Raw genomic sequence first — 18099 nt, 5'->3', positions numbered from 1 at the left:
AATACTAAATGGTAAAACATAGCGGGAGGAAATGAATTATGAGCTGGACAAATATATTTCTACTTGTTCAACTTGTTTTTGGTGTCATTGTCGGATTATATTTCTGGCATTTGCTCCGAAACCAGCGAACACAAAAAGTTTCAATCGATCGAGAATCAAAAAAAGAATTGGAGCAACTTCGTAAAATGCGTGAAATCTCTTTGACAGAGCCGCTTGCAGAAAAGGTACGCCCTACATCCTTTTTAGACATTGTAGGCCAGGAGGATGGGATTAAGTCGTTAAAGGCAGCGCTTTGTGGTCCGAATCCGCAGCATGTCATTATATATGGCCCTCCAGGTGTCGGGAAGACAGCGGCAGCGCGTCTTGTATTAGAAGAAGCGAAGAGAAATCCGAAATCTCCATTCCGTGTTAACGCAACGTTTATTGAACTTGATGCCACAACCGCTCGCTTCGATGAGCGTGGTATTGCAGACCCTTTAATTGGTTCGGTACATGATCCGATATATCAAGGGGCAGGTGCGATGGGACAAGCGGGAATTCCGCAACCGAAAAAAGGTGCTGTAACAGATGCGCATGGTGGCGTTTTGTTTATTGATGAAATTGGTGAGCTGCATCCGATTCAAATGAATAAAATGTTAAAAGTGCTAGAAGATCGAAAAGTATTTTTGGAAAGTGCTTACTATAGTGAAGAGAATTCCATGATTCCGACATACATACATGATATTTTTCAAAAAGGCTTACCAGCAGATTTTCGTTTAGTTGGAGCGACGACGCGTTCTCCAGAAGAAATTCCTCCTGCAATTCGATCGCGTTGTTTAGAGGTTTTCTTCCGTGAGTTAGATACTGAAGAAATTCAAAGAGTAGCGAAGAACGCAGCTGAAAAAGTACAAATGGAGATTGGTAATCAAGGTATTGAAATAATTGGCATGTATGCAAGAAATGGCCGAGAAGCCATTAACCTTGTGCAAATTTCCGCTGGTATGGCAATTAATGAAGGACGTTCTTTCATTAAAGATGAGGATATTGAATGGGTTGTCCATTCTAGTCAACTTACGCCAAAGTACGAAAAGCGTATTTATCCGATTCCGAGAATTGGTCTTGTAAACGGGCTTGCTGTATACGGGCCAAATACAGGTGCATTATTAGAAATAGAAGTAACGGCTATCCCTGCTAAAGATAAAGGGTCAGTAAATGTTACTGGAATTGTAGAAGAAGAAAGTATTGGAAGTCAAACAAAATCAATTCGTCGCAAAAGTATGGCGAAAGGTTCTGTTGATAATGTGTTAACTGTACTTCGCTCCTTAGATTTATTACCGGAGGGCTATGATTTACATATCAATTTCCCAGGAGGTATTCCAATTGATGGTCCTTCAGCGGGAATTGCGATGGCAACAGGTGTGTATTCAGCTATACATCGTACTTATGTAAATAATGAAATAGCGATGACGGGTGAAATAAGCATTCATGGAGAAGTAAAGCCAGTTGGTGGTGTATATGCAAAGGTGAAAGCTGCGAAAAAAGCTGGGGCTAAAAAAGTCCTTATTCCTGCTGAAAACATGCAACCATTTTTGTATACAATTAAGGGGATTGAAATCATTCCTGTACGTAAACTGAAAGAAGTGTTTGAATTAACATTTGTGCAGGAGAATATACAGCGTGAGATTGATGTGCATCGTAAGTTAGATGGAAATGATGCGCAATCAATGTGAAATTGAGGGAGAATTTCAGCTTTGATTTTCACGTAGCAAGTCTGAAATAGAATATAATAACATTTGCCAGACTTCGTTTAAGTTTGTATGCTTAAACGAAGTCCTTTTTTCTTTTATTTAAGAAGAAAAAAGGGGGGATTTACAGGTGCGAAGAATCTCTGCAATTGCATCTAGGTGTATTGTAATATAAAATAGTTGAACAGGAGTTTAATTTATAATGGAGGTGCTATGTCTAGTATGAATACGAACGAAAGAATCTTGCCCCTCCTACCATTAAGAGGCGTTCTCGTATATCCAACGATGGTTCTGCATCTTGATGTAGGACGTGATAAATCGATACAAGCACTAGAACAAGCAGCAATGGATGAAAATATCATCTTTTTAGCGATGCAAAAAGAAATGAATATCGATGATCCGAAAGAAGATGACATATATAGTGTAGGTACAGTGGCGAAAGTGAAGCAAATGTTAAAATTGCCGAACGGTACGCTTCGTGTCCTTGTAGAAGGTTTACATAGAGCAGAAGTAGTAGATTTTATCGAAGAAGAAAACGTAGTACAAGTTTCTATTCGAACGGTAACTGAGCAAGAAGAGGATGATCTAGAAGAAAAGGCTCTTATGCGCACGTTACTGGAGCATTTCGAACAATACATTAAAGTTTCGAAAAAAATTTCAAACGAAACATTTGCAACAGTAGCTGATGTAGAAGAACCAGGTAGACTAGCTGATTTAATTGCTTCTCATTTACCAATTAAAACGAAACAAAAGCAGGAAATTTTAGAGATTGTATCTGTAAAAGAAAGATTACATACACTCATTTCTATTATTCAAGATGAACAAGAGTTACTTAGCTTAGAAAAGAAAATTGGACAAAAAGTGAAACGTTCAATGGAGCGCACGCAAAAAGAATATTTCTTACGTGAGCAAATGAAGGCAATTCAAACAGAACTTGGGGATAAAGAAGGTAAGGGCGGCGAAGTGGAAGAGCTTCGTGAGAAAATTGAACAAGCAGGAATGCCTGAAGAAACAACGAAGGCTGCGCTGAAAGAACTAGATCGTTATGAAAAGTTACCAGCAAGCTCTGCAGAGAGCGGTGTAATTCGCAATTATATTGATTGGCTATTAGCACTTCCGTGGACAGAAGCAACAGAGGATATGATTGACCTCGCTCATTCAGAAGAAATTTTAAATAAAGATCATTACGGTCTTGAAAAAGTGAAAGAGCGTGTACTTGAATATTTAGCTGTACAGAAGTTAACGAATTCATTAAAAGGACCAATTCTTTGTCTAGTAGGACCGCCTGGGGTCGGGAAAACTTCTTTAGCGCGTTCTATTGCAACATCGTTAAATCGTAATTTTGTACGTGTTTCTCTTGGTGGTGTTCGTGATGAATCTGAAATTCGTGGTCATCGTCGTACATACGTTGGAGCAATGCCGGGTCGAATCATTCAAGGGATGAAAAAGGCAAAAACGATCAATCCAGTCTTTTTATTAGATGAGATTGATAAAATGTCTAATGATTTCCGTGGTGATCCATCGGCGGCATTACTTGAAGTGTTAGATCCAGAACAAAACCATAACTTCAGTGATCATTACATTGAAGAACCATATGATTTATCGAAAGTTATGTTTGTAGCAACTGCTAATACACTTTCAAGTATTCCAGGCCCATTACTTGATCGTATGGAAATCATTTCGATTGCTGGGTATACAGAACTTGAAAAGGTGCATATTGCTCGTGAGCATTTGTTACCGAAGCAATTAAAAGAGCACGGCTTACGAAAAGGTAACTTGCAAGTGCGTGATGAAGCGCTTCTTGAAATTATTCGTTATTATACGCGTGAGGCTGGTGTTCGTACGTTAGAGCGTCAAATTGCAAAGGTTTGCCGTAAAGCAGCAAAAATTATCGTTACAGCAGAACGTAAGCGTGTTGTAGTAACTGATAAGAATATTGTTGATTTACTTGGTAAGCACATATTCCGTTATGGGCAAGCTGAAAAGACAGACCAAGTCGGCATGGCGACAGGATTAGCATATACAGCAGCTGGTGGTGATACACTTGCAATTGAAGTGTCGGTATCGCCAGGTAAAGGGAAATTGATTTTAACAGGAAAACTTGGGGATGTTATGAAAGAGTCCGCGCAAGCAGCTTTTAGCTATATTCGTTCTCGTGCTGAAGAGCTTCATATTGATCCGAATTTCCATGAAAAGAATGATATCCATATTCACGTTCCAGAAGGAGCGGTTCCAAAAGATGGACCATCAGCAGGTATTACGATGGCAACAGCGCTTATTTCTGCATTAACAGGTATACCTGTTAGTAAAGAAGTAGGAATGACGGGTGAAATTACACTTCGTGGTCGCGTATTACCAATCGGTGGTTTGAAAGAAAAAACATTAAGTGCTCACCGTGCAGGCTTAACAAAAATTATTTTGCCAGCAGAGAACGAGAAAGATTTAGATGATATTCCAGAAAGCGTAAAAGAAAACCTTACGTTTGTGCTTGCATCTCATTTAGACGAAGTATTGGAGCACGCATTAGTAGGAGTGAAACAATGAAAGTAACAAAAGCAGATATTGTAATTAGTGCTGTTAAACCAGAACAATATCCAGACAGTGATTTACCAGAAATTGCATTAGCAGGTCGTTCTAATGTTGGAAAGTCTTCCTTTATTAATAAAATTTTAAATCGTAAAAAGTTAGTACGTATTTCTTCTAAACCAGGAAAAACGCAAACGCTGAACTTTTTCTTAATCAATGAAATGATGCATTTTGTTGACGTTCCAGGTTATGGATATGCGAAAGTATCTAAAACGGAGCGCGCAGCATGGGGCAGAATGATTGAAACGTACTTTACAACACGTGAGCAATTAGACGCCGCTGTATTAGTAGTTGATTTACGTCACCAACCAACAAGCGATGATGTGATGATGTATGATTTCTTAAAGCATTATGAAATCCCAACAATTATTATTGCGACGAAAGCCGATAAAATTCCGAAAGGGAAATGGCAAAAGCATTTAAAAGTTGTAAGAGAAACGCTTGCTGTTGAAATTGGCGATGAAATCGTTCTATTCTCTTCTGAAACAGGACTTGGAAAAGAAGAGGCGTGGAAAGCAATTCATAAATTTACAAAAACAAAAAACGCGTGACGAATGTCGCGCGTTTTTTTCTTTATATACACTTTTAGCGTACGTTTAATGTTACTTCAATATTCCCTCGTGTTGCTTTAGAGTACGGACACACACCGTGAGCGGCTGCTACAAGTTCTTGTGCTTCGGTATGAGAAACGCCAGCGACATGTACATCAAGTACAGCAGATAGTCCGAAACCACCATCTGTATCCTTTCCGATAGAAACGTGAGCAGTTACTTCTGTACTTTCCACTTTCACACGTTTTGTACGAATGACAAGTTGTAATGCACTATCAAAACAAGCGGCATAACCAGCGGCAAATAGTTGCTCAGGATTTGTTGCCTCTCCACCTGCACCACCTAGTGCTTTTGGCATTTTTACATCAAGGTTTAATATCCCATCTTCTGAAACTACTTTTCCGTTTCTTCCACCTGTGGCAGTTACTGATGCAGTATATAATTTATCCATGTTTATTCCCCTTTTCTATCATTAATTGTTTTCATTGTTTCAATTAATTTATTTAACTGAATTAATAAGGATCGATATTCTTGTTCTGTAATTCCTAAATTTGTGGCCATCGTATTTGGTAATGAACAAGCCTTTTCTTTTAAATCGTATCCTTGTTCTGTTAATTTAATACAAACTTTCCGTTCGTCTTCTTGTGAACGAACACGTTTTACAAGTTGTAATGATTCCATCCGTTTTAACATAGGAGTTAAAGTGCCGGAATCTAAAAATAGGCGTTCTCCGATTTCTTTTACAGTTAGACCATCTTGCTCCCATAGCACCAATAACGTAATGTACTGAGGATAAGTAATGCCCATCTCCTCTAAGTGAGGTCGATAAAAACGAGTGACCTCTCTCGAGCAAGCGTAAATAGAGAAACAGAGCTGATTATCTAGATGTAAAGGATTGTCTTTCATGAGCATCTCCTTTCTATATTTGATTGTACACAATTTAATTTTGTAAAATCAATATAACGGAAAAGAAATACAATGTCAAACACATTGCATTGAGAAAGAATCAGCTACATTTTGGAACAATCATACATATTTTCCTTCATGATGAAAGAAGATAGAAAAGATAATGGTATAATTCATATGGAATAGTTTCCATCACTTGATTATGAGGACTTTTTTTGGTAACGTACAAAGAGAGTTATTATTTTATAATCATTATAAAGTAGAGAATTATTTCATAAGGTTTACTGAATCTCCTACCCTACATATGGAGAATAAATAAAAAAATAATTTGTTGTTCACACGATTGTAAGATTCATAAAAGGAAAGTTGTATTATGATAGTAGATAAAGTGATAAAACGGGTGAAGGGGGACATGCTGCGTGCATATTCTTGTTGTTAGTGTAAATTATCGAACAGCCCCTGTAGAATTTCGTGAGAAACTCACATTTCAGGCAGCAGAGTTAGAGCAGGCAATGACAACATTACAAAGCCAAAAGAGCGTGCTAGAAAATGTCATTGTATCAACGTGCAATCGCACGGAGATTTATGCTGTCGTCGATCAATTACACACGGGACGGTATTACATTAAGAAATTTTTAGCTGATTGGTTTCAGCTCCAGATAGAAGAAGTTGCACCATATTTGTCTATTTTTGAGCAAGATGGCGCAATTGATCATTTATTCCGTGTAACGTGCGGATTAGATTCCATGGTTGTCGGAGAAACACAAATTTTAGGTCAAATTAAAGATAGTTTTTTAGAAGCACAACAAGTAAAAGCGACGGGCACGATTTTTAATGAATTGTTTAAGCAAGTGATTACGTTAGCAAAGCGTGCGCATTCTGAAACAACAATTGGTGAAAATGCGATGTCTGTTAGTTATGCTGCGGTGGAGCTCGGAAAGAAAATTTTCGGAGATTTAACAGATTGCCGCGTATTAATTCTTGGTGCTGGTAAAATGGGCGAACTCGCATTGCAAAACTTATACGGAAGTGGCGCTCGTAAAGTTACAGTCATGAATAGAACGCTTACGAAAGCAGAAACAATGGCTGAGAAATATATGGGACATGCGAAGCCTCTAAGTGAATTGCAATGTGCATTATTAGAAGCAGATATTTTAATTAGTTCAACTGGTGCATCTGAGTATGTTATTACGAAAGAGATGATGACAAAGGTAGAAAAGATGCGCTGTGGTCGTCCTTTATTTATGGTTGATATTGCAGTACCACGTGATATCGATCCAGCGATTGATGAGTTAGAAGGTTCTTTCTTATATGACATTGATGATTTGCAAGGTGTAGTGGAAGCGAACCTTGCTGAGCGTTTAAAAGAAGCAGCGAAAATTCAATTTATGATTGAAGAGGAAATCGTTCTATTTAAAACGTGGTTAAGTACGCTTGGTGTTGTTCCATTAATATCAGCTCTTCGTGATAAGGCACTTGCCATTCAAAGTGATACGATGCAAAGTCTTGAACGGAAAATCCCAACACTTAGTGATCGTGAGAAGAAAGTAATTAGTAAGCATACGAAAAGTATTATTAATCAATTATTAAAAGACCCAATTTTAGTAGCCAAGGAATTAGCTGCTGAAGATGGAGCGGCAGAAAAACTTGCTTTATTCGCGAAAATTTTTGATTTAGAAGTAGAAGAAGCCGCGGGAGATACGGAAGAATTAGAACATAAAAGAGTGTGGACACCATCCGTTCCATCTTTATAAATTGGAAGGATGATCGGATGAGTTTTTTAAATAATAGTATTATTTACCATATCGCAATTATTTTATATGCTTGTAGCATTAGTTTATATTTTATAGATTATTTCCAAAGTAACCGAAAGGCGAACCGATTTGCTTTTTGGTTACTTTCAATTGTATGGGTGTTGCAGTCTGTTTTTATGCTAATAAGGGCTACGGAATCAGAAACGAATCCCATATTAACTTTATTGTCGGGAATTTATTTTTATGTATGGTTATTAATTACGATGTCATTAGTAATCAATCGATTTATGCGTATTGACTTTTTAGTCTTTTTTACAAATGTCGTTGCTTTTGGCGTAAGCGCTTTTTCTATTTTTACTCCGCTTGGAAAGATGTCGCCAGTACTTGCTGAGCAATTGGTTTCGGAGCTCGTGTATGTGCATGTTGGTATGGCGATTATTTCTTACGCAGCGTTTACTGTATCGTTTATATTTTCTGTTATGTACTTGCTACAATATCGATTGTTAAAAAAGAAAAAGTGGAATGCAAGATTAAGAAGGTTAGGGAATTTACCGAAGCTTGAATCTATGTCTTACGGATTAAATTTATTTTCCGTTCCATTTTTTTTATTAGCTATTTTACTTGGGTGTATATGGGGGTATACGAAACTAGATAATTTCCATTGGTATGACACGAAAGTAATTGGGTCTTTTGTCGTTTTATTTGTATATTGTGTGGGCTTATATTTACGAGCGTCAGATTTATTACAAGGAAAAAAGATTGTGCAGTGGAACATTGGTGCGTTTCTAGTCATGCTAGTAAACATTTTTCTATTAAGCAGTTTATCCAACTTCCACTTTTGGTATTTATAATGAGGAGAGAAAATTATGCGCAAAATTATTGTAGGTTCACGAAAGAGTAAGTTAGCATTAACACAAACAAATTGGTTTATTGATCAGTTAAAAACGCTCGGCTTACCATATGAATTTGAAGTGAAAGAAATTGTCACAAAAGGTGACGTTATTTTAGATGTCACTCTTTCAAAAGTGGGCGGAAAAGGCTTATTTGTAAAAGAAATCGAGCATGCATTACTTACGAAAGAGATTGATATGGCTGTACATAGTATGAAAGATATGCCAGCTGTACTTCCGGATGGATTAACGATTGGTTGTATACCGAAACGTGTGGATCCTCGTGATGCGTTCATTTCTAAAAATGGGGAATCATTTGAAGAATTAGCTGAAGGTGCAATTCTGGGGACGAGTAGTTTAAGACGTAGCGCACAACTATTAGCAGTTAGACCTGACTTACAAGTAAAATGGATTCGTGGAAATATCGACACGCGATTATGTAAGTTAAAAGAAGAAGACTACGACGCAATCATTTTAGCAACAGCTGGTTTGCAAAGAATGGGATGGGATAATGATGTCATTACAGAACATTTAGATGAAACATTATGTGTGCCAGCTGTAGGACAAGGTGCATTAGCAATTGAATGCCGTGAAGATGACAAAGATTTATTAGAGTTGTTATCACATATGAATGATGCAGTAACAGAGCGAACAGTGGCAGCTGAACGAGTATTCCTTCATAAACTTGAAGGTGGATGCCAAGTTCCAATCGCTGGATATGCAACGCTTCAAGAAAATGAAGAAATTGAGTTAACAGCTCTTGTTGGTTCTATGGACGGTTCCATTCTATTAAAGGAGACAGTAATAGGAACTGATTCGGAACAAGTTGGACTAGAAGCTGCTGATCGTTTAATTAAACAAGGTGCAAAAGAGCTCATTCTTGCTGCAAATAAGGAGCAACAATAAATATGGATGCTCTTGCTGGTAAAACAGTATTGATTACACGAGCACAGCATCAAGCGAGGCAAATGAGTGTAGCAGTGAAAAAAAAGAGCGGAATTCCATTGGAAATTCCGCTTTTGCGTATGGAAGCTATGTCCCAGGAAAAGATTCAACGTATAGCTGGGCAACTGCATATGTATGACTGGGTTATTTTTACGAGTAAAAATGGTGTAAGCTTTTTTTTAGATAGTTTACGAAAGAGAATACCATCAACTGTTCACATCGCTGCCGTAGGCGTGAAAACGAAAATGGAGTTAGAAAAGAGAGGCTATCAAGTTCACTTTGTTCCAACATCATTTGTTGCCGAAACGTTTGCAGAAGAGTTTGTAAAAGAATTAAGTGGCAAAGAGCGCATTTTATTTCCGAAAGGGAACTTAGCAAGAGACGTAATCCCAGTAAGACTTCAGGAGCTTGGTGTGCTTTTAGATGAGCTCATCGTATATAATACGAAAATAAATGTTGAGAAAAAAGAGGAGCTTATAGCGGCGTTGAAGTTAGGGGAAGTAAATATTATTACATTTACGAGTCCTTCTACAGTTGTCAGCTTCATTCATTTGCTCGAGGGTACAAACTGGAGAGAATGGACAAAAAAATGTACAATTGCTTGTATAGGGCCGATCACGGAAAAAGAAGCAAGATGCCATTTTCCTAATGTTATTGTGCCAGAGAAATATACAGTGGAATCGTTAATACAGTGCATTTGTGAATCTATTTTACATGCATAATCAAAATAAAAGAATGGGGATAGAAATCTATGAATTCTTTACAATTTAACCGTCATCGTCGTTTAAGACAAAGCGGAGGCATGCGTGCGCTTGTACGTGAAACATTTTTACATACAGAAGATTTTATTTACCCTATTTTTGTATTAGAAGGAGAAAATGTTCGTAACGAGGTCCCTTCTATGCCAGATGTATATCAAATCTCCTTAGATTTATTGCAAGCTGAAATGCAAGAAGTTGTTGATTTAGGTATTCGTTCTGTTATTGTATTTGGTTTGCCTGCTGAAAAGGATGAAGTTGGGTCTTCGGCATATTGTGAACATGGCATTGTACAACGTGCAATTAAACAAATTAAAGAAGCGTTCCCTCAGTTAGTAGTAGTTGCAGATACATGTTTATGCCAATATACAAGTCATGGGCATTGCGGTGTTATTGAAGATGGCGTTATTTTAAATGACGAGTCTCTTGAAGTTCTTGCAAAAACAGCTGTAAGTCAAGCGAAAGCAGGAGCGGATATTATTGCACCATCTAACATGATGGACGGATTTGTAACAGCAATTCGTCATGCGTTAGATGAGAATGGTTTTGCGCACGTACCAGTTATGTCGTACGCTGTGAAATATTCATCAGCATTTTACGGACCGTTCCGTGATGCAGCACACGGCGCACCACAGTTTGGTGATCGTAAAACATATCAAATGGACCCAGCGAACCGTATGGAAGCATTCCGTGAAGCAGAATCAGATGTAATGGAAGGGGCGGACTTCTTAATTGTAAAACCAGCTCTTTCTTACTTAGATATCGTTCGCGACATGAAAAATAACTTTAACTTACCAGTTGTTGCTTATAACGTGAGTGGAGAATATTCTATGATTAAGGCTGCAGCACAAAACGGCTGGATTAATGAAAAAGAAGTTGTACTTGAAAAATTATTAAGCATGAAGCGTGCGGGAGCAGATTTAATTATTACGTACCATGCGAAAGACGCAGCGAAATGGTTACAAGAAGGGGGCGCACAATAATGAAAAAGTTTGATAAATCAATCGCAGCATTTGAAGAGGCACAAAATTTAATGCCTGGAGGCGTAAATAGTCCTGTTCGTGCTTTTAAGTCTGTTGGTATGAATCCGTTGTTTATGGAGCGAGGAAAGGGCTCTAAAGTATATGATATCGATGGAAATGAGTACATCGATTACGTATTATCATGGGGACCTTTAATTCATGGTCATGCGAATGATCGTGTTGTTGAAGCGTTAAAAGCTGTTGCTGAAAAAGGCACAAGCTTTGGTGCGCCAACAGAAATTGAAAATAAATTAGCACAGCTTGTTATTGAGCGTGTACCATCGATTGAGATTGTGCGTATGGTTAACTCTGGAACAGAGGCGACGATGAGTGCCTTGCGTTTAGCGCGTGGTTATACAGGGCGTAATAAAATTTTAAAATTTATCGGTTGTTACCACGGACATGGTGATTCATTATTAATTAAAGCTGGTTCTGGTGTGGCGACACTAGGTTTACCAGATAGCCCTGGCGTACCAGAAGGTGTAGCGAAAAATACGATTACAGTAGCTTATAACGATTTAGAAAGCGTGAAATATGCTTTTGAACAATTCGGTGATGATATTGCTTGTGTAATTGTAGAACCAGTAGCAGGAAATATGGGTGTTGTTCCACCACAACCAGGATTTTTAGAAGGACTTCGCGAAGTGACAGAGCAAAATGGTGCACTGCTTATTTTTGATGAAGTAATGACAGGCTTCCGCGTTGCTTACAATTGTGGACAAGGCTATTACGGTGTAACACCTGATTTAACTTGTCTAGGAAAAGTAATCGGTGGTGGTTTACCGGTAGGTGCATATGGTGGTAAAGCGGAAATTATGCGTCAAGTTGCACCGAGTGGACCGATTTATCAAGCAGGAACATTATCAGGTAACCCACTTGCAATGGCAGCAGGTTATGAAACGTTAGTGCAATTAACACCAGAATGCTATGAAGAGTTTGAGCGTAAAGCAGAAATGTTAGAGGCTGGACTGCGTAAAGCTGCTGAAAAACATGGTATCCCGCACCATATTAATCGTGCAGGCTCTATGATTGGTATTTTCTTCACAGATGAGCCAGTTATTAATTACGATGTAGCGAAATCTTCAAACCTAGAATTCTTTGCGGCTTACTACCGTGAAATGGTAGAACAAGGTGTATTTTTACCACCTTCTCAATTTGAAGGTTTATTCTTATCGACAGCACATAGTGATGCAGATATTGAAGCGACGATTGCAGCAGCAGAAATTGCAATATCTAAATTAAAAGCATAATTTCTTTAGGGAAAATCGCTCTCCATAAGGGGAGCGATTTTTTTTATTCATAAAGTCGCTTTCATACACATAAACCTGTAATGACATACAGTTTGGGAGGGGGAAAAGAAGTGGCGACAGATCATTCATTACGTTTTTCGTTAAAAGAATCGGTTTGGTTCCAAAAAGGACAGGAAGTCGAAGAACTTTTGTCAATTTCGTTAGACCCAGACGTTGAGATAGAAGAGCTTGATCATGAAGTAATTGTGAGAGGGCAATTAGATTTAACGGGAGAATATGTTGCGAGGCAAGATGATTCTGCATATTCGTTAAGAGACCTATCTCCAGCGAAATCAATTGATTATGTAGAGACGAGAGAAGATGGGGTAAACGAACTTGTTCATTCCTTTCCACTCGAAATATCGATTCCGAGAAATCGAGTGAAGTTAATTGAGGAATTGTATGTATCAATTGAGGAGTTTGATTATGAACTGAAAGAAAACGGCTGTTTACAACTATTAGCTGATATATCGATTTCAGGCTTATGTGATGAAGAAAGAATAGAGGATGAAGAGGAAGAATTGGCGTATGCTGAAGTAGAAAGGGAAGAAATCACAGCTGCACCTGATGAAAAAGAACCTGTATCATATGAAGAAGAACCCGTTTATAAAGAAAATGATGGATGGGAAGATTATGCGTTTGAACCGTTTCAGCTAGAGGAACGGAAAGAGCAAGAGCCAGAAGAAGAGGAAATAGAAGAGTACGAAAGTGTTGCGCGAGAAGAACAACAAGAACACGAAGTTACACCTCAGTTTGAGTTGTTTGGACGGAAAGATTTCAAGAAGGAAAAAGCAAAAAAACAAGAAGAACAAGAGGAAGAATCGTACTCGCAGCGAGATGAAAACGCACTATATTTAACGAAATTATTTACAAAAGAACCTGAAGAAGAATTTACGAAATTAAGAATGTACTTCGTACAAGAAGGGGATACAATTGAATCAGTTGCAGAACGTTATGAAACGTCTGTACAGCATTTGTATCGTGTTAATCAAACAGAAGATATATATTTAACAACAGGGCAAATTATATATATCCCGGTTTCAAGAGCAAAAGCAAAGTGAGTGAGTTCTTTCACTCACCTCTTTTCTTTTCCTAGCTGCTATGTTTTGAATAAGAAGGGGTCATTCGTATGGATATAGAATTACGAAATCGCTATGAACCCATTGTGAGACAATACCGATTGGATGCCCAGCATATGGAAGAACACGGAAGTGTAATGAAGATTTATACGAATCAAGGTCCGTATGCATTAAAGAAACTACCCGATAAAAGATTAGAGCGGAATAATTTTTTACATCACATTCAATATTTAAAAGAAAAAGGTTTTTCGAATTACGTACCTATCTATCATGCGACGGACGGAAATTATGTTTTGAGTGATGGGACGTATAGTTATTATTTAATGCCTTGGTTAGAGCGTGCGGAAGGAAATGGCGAGGATAATGATCAATATCATAAAATGTTTCAGACGTTAGGAACATTACATCAGAAGACGGTAAAGGAGGAGACTTATACAGAAGAAGATTTAGAAAATCATTATACAAATATATCTGATCGCTGGGAAAAAGATGGAGAAATGCTAGAGGAATTTCTTGTGGAATCTGAGACGAAGTGGTATATGTCTCCTTTTGAATTACAATATTGTACGTATTTTCATCATGTGATGCGGGCACGTGATTTTGCGGCGAAACAATTGAATGAGTGGCATGATGCAATGAAAGAAAAAGAAAAAACACGCATTTCTTTCGTTCATGGAAATGTATCGCTCAATCATTTTTTATTTGATTATGAACGGAACGGGTATTTTATTAGTTTAGAAAAATCGCAGTTTGCTACACCAGTGCAAGATATTGTTGGTTTTTATTCACGATCTTTGAACACATATCCAATTACGCGCAGCGATCGTTTTGAATGGTATCAAATGTATCAAAAGAATTTTCCGTTTACGAAAGAAGAACAACTCCTTATGTTTGCTTATTTGACATATCCGTCTCCGTTTATTCGTCAAATTCAATCTTATACAAGGAAAAAGGAAAGTCGCAATGAAGAGAATGAACTCCGCGGCGTGAAAAGCTTGCAGCAATCTCATTGGCTCGTCAGCAATATAGAATATTTCCTTTCGCAATTACAAGCTGCCCAGCAAGGGAACGGATAAAGAAGATAAGTAGGTGATGTCCTACTTATCTTCTTTATACTTATTCATTAGCAGTAAAATAATGAGAGAAAAGCCGTAGTCTCAAGTTATGAGTCTACGGCTGGACATGTAAGCGGATTGTTGCTACAACAAAGATGAGAAGGATGATGAAATCTAAAAAGGTTGGAAATAGTAAAGTACGGATTCCTTGGAAAATAGTAAGTGGAATTGCAAAATCAGAAAACATCGTTTGTAAATTTCTTACCCATGAGGGAGCAGAAAAGTTGTAGGTGCGTCGATATCGTCGCATAATCATTCCTCCGTATTAGGAAGCGCTCGCCATGCATCCATTTTTTATACAATATGCGGGATAAGTACCCATGGTGCTTGTGCTGTAATTCCCTGCTTTCTTGCATATCGTATTGAAATGTTGGAGAAGCTGATGATGAATAAGAAATAGAATACAATGATTAGAAGTATAAGATGAAAATTATTTTTATCTTGACGAATGTGGTTTCGTTTTTTACACTATTGTATATAATAAATAACAATCATATAAATGCATTGAAGGGGAAGAGTATAACATTAAACGTCTTCAGAGAGGAGAATTAGTAGCTGAGAGATTCTCTAGATAGTCATGTTAGAAGGTAGCCCTGGAGCATCTTTTCTGAACGGAGTCATTCTTATTAGGAAAAGACGGATTTGTCCGTTATCAAATTAAGAGTATAAGCAAATCCTGAATTTGTTTGTAAATAAAGGTGGTACCGCGATGTCCCTCGTCCTTTTTGGATGAGGGGCATTTTTTATTTTAAGGAGGGAAAATAATGTCAAATACGGAAAAGAATTTACCAACTAAATATGATCATATGTCCGTTGAAGAAGGCCGTTATAAATGGTGGCTTGAAGGCAAATATTTTGAAGCAACAGGAGATGAGAAGAAACAACCGTATACAATTGTAATTCCACCTCCAAACGTAACTGGTAAGTTGCACTTAGGTCATGCTTGGGATACAACTCTTCAAGATATTTTAACACGTACAAAGCGTATGCAAGGTTACGATGTATTATGGCTTCCAGGAATGGACCATGCTGGTATCGCAACACAAGCGAAAGTAGAAGGGAAGCTTCGTGAAGAAGGTGTTTCACGTTACGATCTTGGCCGTGAGAAATTCCTTGAAAAAGCATGGGAATGGAAAGAAGAGTATGCTTCTCACATTCGTCAGCAATGGGGAAAAGTTGGTTTAGGATTAGATTATACACGTGAGCGTTTTACATTAGATAAAGGTTTATCTGATGCGGTTAATAAAGTATTCGTTCAATTATACGAAAAAGGCTTAATTTACCGCGGTGAGTATATTATTAACTGGGATCCAGCAACACGCACAGCTCTTTCTGATATTGAAGTAATTCATAAAGAAGTTCAAGGTGCATTCTACCATATGAATTATCCGTTAACAGACGGTTCTGGTCATATTCGTCTTGCGACAACTCGTCCAGAAACAATGCTTGGTGATACAGCAGTAGCAGTTCATCCAGAAGATGATCGTTACAAGCATTTAATCGGAAAAACAGTTACACTGCCAATCGTAGGCCGTGAGATTCCGATTATTGCTGACGAGTACGTAGAGAAAGATTTCGGAACAGGTGTTGTGAAAATTACACCGGCTCACGATCCGAATGACTTTGAAGTAGGTAACCGTCATGACTTACCTCGCATTTTAGTAATGAACGAAGATGGAACGATGAACGAAAAAGCTGGTAAGTATAACGGAATGGATCGTTTCGAATGCCGTAAAGAATTAGTGAAAGACTTACAAGAAGCTGGCGTATTAGTAGAAATCGAGCCTCATATGCATTCAGTAGGTCATAGTGAGCGTAGCGGTGCAGTTGTTGAGCCTTATTTATCAACACAATGGTTCGTAAAAATGGCTCCACTTGCAGAAAAAGCAGTAGAGCTTCAACAAAAAGAAGAAGAAAAAGTAACGTTCGTACCAGAGCGTTTTGAAAACACATACTTACGCTGGATGGAAAACATTCACGACTGGTGTATTTCTCGTCAATTATGGTGGGGACACCGCATTCCAGCTTGGTATCATAAAGAAACTGGTGAAGTATACGTAGGTACTGAAGCGCCAGCGGACATTGAAAACTGGAATCAAGATAATGACGTACTTGATACATGGTTTAGCTCAGCGTTATGGCCATTCTCAACACTTGGCTGGCCAAATGAAGATGCAGCAGACTTTAAAAAGTTCTATTCAACAGATGCTTTAGTAACTGGTTATGATATCATCTTCTTCTGGGTATCTCGTATGATTTTCCAAGGTTTAGAGTTTACAGGAGAGCGTCCATTTAAAGATGTACTAATTCATGGTTTAGTTCGAGATGAGCAAGGACGCAAAATGAGTAAATCACTTGGTAACGGTATTGACCCAATGGATGTTATCGAGAAGTATGGTGCGGATGCAATGCGTTTCTTCTTATCAACAGGAAGTGCACCAGGACAAGATTTACGCTTCAGCATGGAGAAAGTAGAATCTACTTGGAACTTCATTAATAAAATTTGGAATGCATCCCGTTTCGTATTAATGAACATGGATGACATGAAATACGAAGATATTGATTTAACTGGTGAAAAATCAGTTGCAGATAAGTGGATTTTAACACGCTTAAATGAAACGATTGAAAGTGTAACACGTAACATGGATAAATATGAGTTCGGTGAAGCTGGCCGTTCATTATACAATTTCATTTGGGATGATTTCTGTGATTGGTACATTGAAATGGCGAAACTTCCATTATACGGTGAAGATGAAGCAGCTAAGAAAACAACTCGTTCCATTCTAGCATACGTACTAGATCAAACGATGCGTTTACTACACCCATTCATGCCATTCGTAACAGAGAAAATTTGGCAACACTTACCGCATGAAGGCGAATCTATTACAGTAGCTGCATGGCCGACAGTTCGCGAAGATTTACAAGATACAGAAGCGGCTGCAGAAATGCACCTTCTAGTTGATATCATTCGCTCTGTTCGCAACATCCGTGCGGAAGTAAATACGCCAATGAGCAAAAAAGTTCAAATGCAAATTAAAGCAAAAGACGAAGCCGTACTTGCTCAACTTACGAAAAACAGCTCTTACATTGAGCGTTTCTGTAATCCGAGTGAGTTAACAATTAAGACTGATTTACAAGCACCAGAAAAAGCGATGACTGCAATCGTATCGGGTGCAGAGCTATTCTTACCGTTAGCAGATCTTATCAATCTTGATGAAGAGAAAGCGCGCCTTGAAAAAGAACTTGAGAAGTTTGATAAAGAAGTAGAACGTGTACAGAAGAAACTTGCAAACCAAGGATTCGTAGCAAAAGCTCCTGCAGCAGTCATTGAAGGAGAGCGTGCAAAAGAGCAAGATTATCTAGAAAAACGCGAAGCGGTTCGCCAACGTCTAGCTGATCTTCAAAAATAAAAATATTTTTCAGAGACTCACTATATTGGTGAGTCTCTTTTCTTTTCGTATAATGGAGTTAAGAAGGTTG

At 38.1% G+C, this 18099-nt stretch carries 15 protein-coding genes and 1 other annotated feature; of the genes, 12 read left to right on the top strand and 3 right to left on the bottom strand.

The annotated features are described in order from the left end of the window. Positions 1-38 precede the first annotated feature (38 nt). The 3 genes from lonB to ysxC all read left to right on the top strand — a co-directional run bounded on the left by lonB (position 39) and on the right by ysxC (position 4861). Entirely contained in the window at positions 39-1709 is a 1671-nt protein-coding gene (lonB, locus tag DJ93_RS08045) for an ATP-dependent protease LonB (RefSeq protein ID WP_042980125.1), read from the top strand. Positions 1710-1937: 228 nt separating this feature from the next. Beyond that, entirely contained in the window at positions 1938-4268 is a 2331-nt protein-coding gene (lon, locus tag DJ93_RS08040) for an endopeptidase La (protein WP_042980124.1), read from the top strand. Then, the gene (ysxC, locus tag DJ93_RS08035; protein WP_042980123.1) at positions 4265-4861 is read left to right on the top strand and encodes a ribosome biogenesis GTP-binding protein YsxC; all 597 of its coding nucleotides are present in this window, start codon (positions 4265-4267) and stop codon (positions 4859-4861) included. The genes lon and ysxC overlap by 4 nt, the downstream gene beginning before the upstream one ends. Before the next feature lie 34 nt (positions 4862-4895). On the opposite strand, the gene DJ93_RS08030 is transcribed toward ysxC, so the two are convergent. Next, a complete protein-coding gene (locus DJ93_RS08030) occupies positions 4896-5312 on the bottom strand; it encodes an organic hydroperoxide resistance protein (RefSeq protein ID WP_042980122.1) in 417 nt (138 codons plus the stop codon). Positions 5313-5314: 2 nt separating this feature from the next. Further along, positions 5315-5767, bottom strand: coding sequence for a MarR family winged helix-turn-helix transcriptional regulator (locus tag DJ93_RS08025; protein WP_042980121.1), 453 nt, complete (start codon positions 5765-5767; stop codon positions 5315-5317). 419 nt (positions 5768-6186) lie between these two features. Here DJ93_RS08025 and hemA point away from each other — a divergent pair, with 419 nt between their 5' ends. The 8 genes from hemA (at position 6187) to ysxE (ending at position 14580) form a co-directional block, all read left to right on the top strand. After that, positions 6187-7521: a glutamyl-tRNA reductase gene (gene hemA, locus DJ93_RS08020; protein WP_042980120.1), complete on the top strand. Its 1335-nt coding sequence runs from the start codon at positions 6187-6189 to the stop codon at positions 7519-7521. A gap of 17 nt (positions 7522-7538) precedes the next feature. After that, entirely contained in the window at positions 7539-8372 is an 834-nt protein-coding gene (locus DJ93_RS08015) for a cytochrome c biogenesis protein (RefSeq protein ID WP_042980119.1), read from the top strand. A 15-nt stretch (positions 8373-8387) separates the two neighbouring features. Beyond that, positions 8388-9317: a hydroxymethylbilane synthase gene (gene hemC, locus DJ93_RS08010; protein WP_042980118.1), complete on the top strand. Its 930-nt coding sequence runs from the start codon at positions 8388-8390 to the stop codon at positions 9315-9317. 2 nt (positions 9318-9319) lie between these two features. Further along, positions 9320-10078: a uroporphyrinogen-III synthase gene (hemD, locus tag DJ93_RS08005; RefSeq protein ID WP_042980117.1), complete on the top strand. Its 759-nt coding sequence runs from the start codon at positions 9320-9322 to the stop codon at positions 10076-10078. Between the two features lie 29 nt (positions 10079-10107). After that, positions 10108-11097, top strand: a complete 990-nt coding sequence (gene hemB / locus DJ93_RS08000; protein WP_042980116.1) for a porphobilinogen synthase — start codon at positions 10108-10110, stop codon at positions 11095-11097. Next, complete coding sequence (gene hemL, locus DJ93_RS07995; RefSeq protein ID WP_042980115.1) at positions 11097-12386, top strand: glutamate-1-semialdehyde 2,1-aminomutase; 1290 nt, start codon at positions 11097-11099, stop codon at positions 12384-12386. The genes hemB and hemL overlap by 1 nt, the downstream gene beginning before the upstream one ends. Before the next feature lie 110 nt (positions 12387-12496). After that, positions 12497-13486 (top strand): stage VI sporulation protein D, encoded by a 990-nt coding sequence (gene spoVID, locus DJ93_RS07990; RefSeq protein ID WP_042980114.1) that lies wholly within the window; start codon positions 12497-12499, stop codon positions 13484-13486. A gap of 68 nt (positions 13487-13554) precedes the next feature. Further along, positions 13555-14580, top strand: coding sequence for a spore coat protein YsxE (gene ysxE / locus DJ93_RS07985; protein ID WP_042980112.1), 1026 nt, complete (start codon positions 13555-13557; stop codon positions 14578-14580). Positions 14581-14674: 94 nt separating this feature from the next. Here the strand turns inward: ysxE and DJ93_RS30200 are convergent, their stop codons facing one another. Then, positions 14675-14869 carry a hypothetical protein gene (locus tag DJ93_RS30200; protein WP_080743387.1) on the bottom strand — a complete coding sequence of 65 codons (195 nt, stop codon included), beginning with the start codon at positions 14867-14869 and terminating at the stop codon, positions 14675-14677. Positions 14870-15114: 245 nt separating this feature from the next. Next, positions 15115-15346 (top strand) — a binding site (T-box leader). A 37-nt stretch (positions 15347-15383) separates the two neighbouring features. On the opposite strand from DJ93_RS30200, the gene DJ93_RS07980 reads away from it, so the two are divergent. Then, positions 15384-18029 (top strand): valine--tRNA ligase, encoded by a 2646-nt coding sequence (locus DJ93_RS07980; protein WP_042980110.1) that lies wholly within the window; start codon positions 15384-15386, stop codon positions 18027-18029. Positions 18030-18099: the final 70 nt, after the last annotated feature.

Source organism: Bacillus clarus (assembly GCF_000746925.1).
GTDB lineage: Bacteria > Bacillota > Bacilli > Bacillales > Bacillaceae_G > Bacillus_A > Bacillus_A clarus.
The sequence above is the reverse complement of the archived record's forward strand: the minus strand, read 5'-3'. Positions and strand labels throughout refer to the sequence as shown.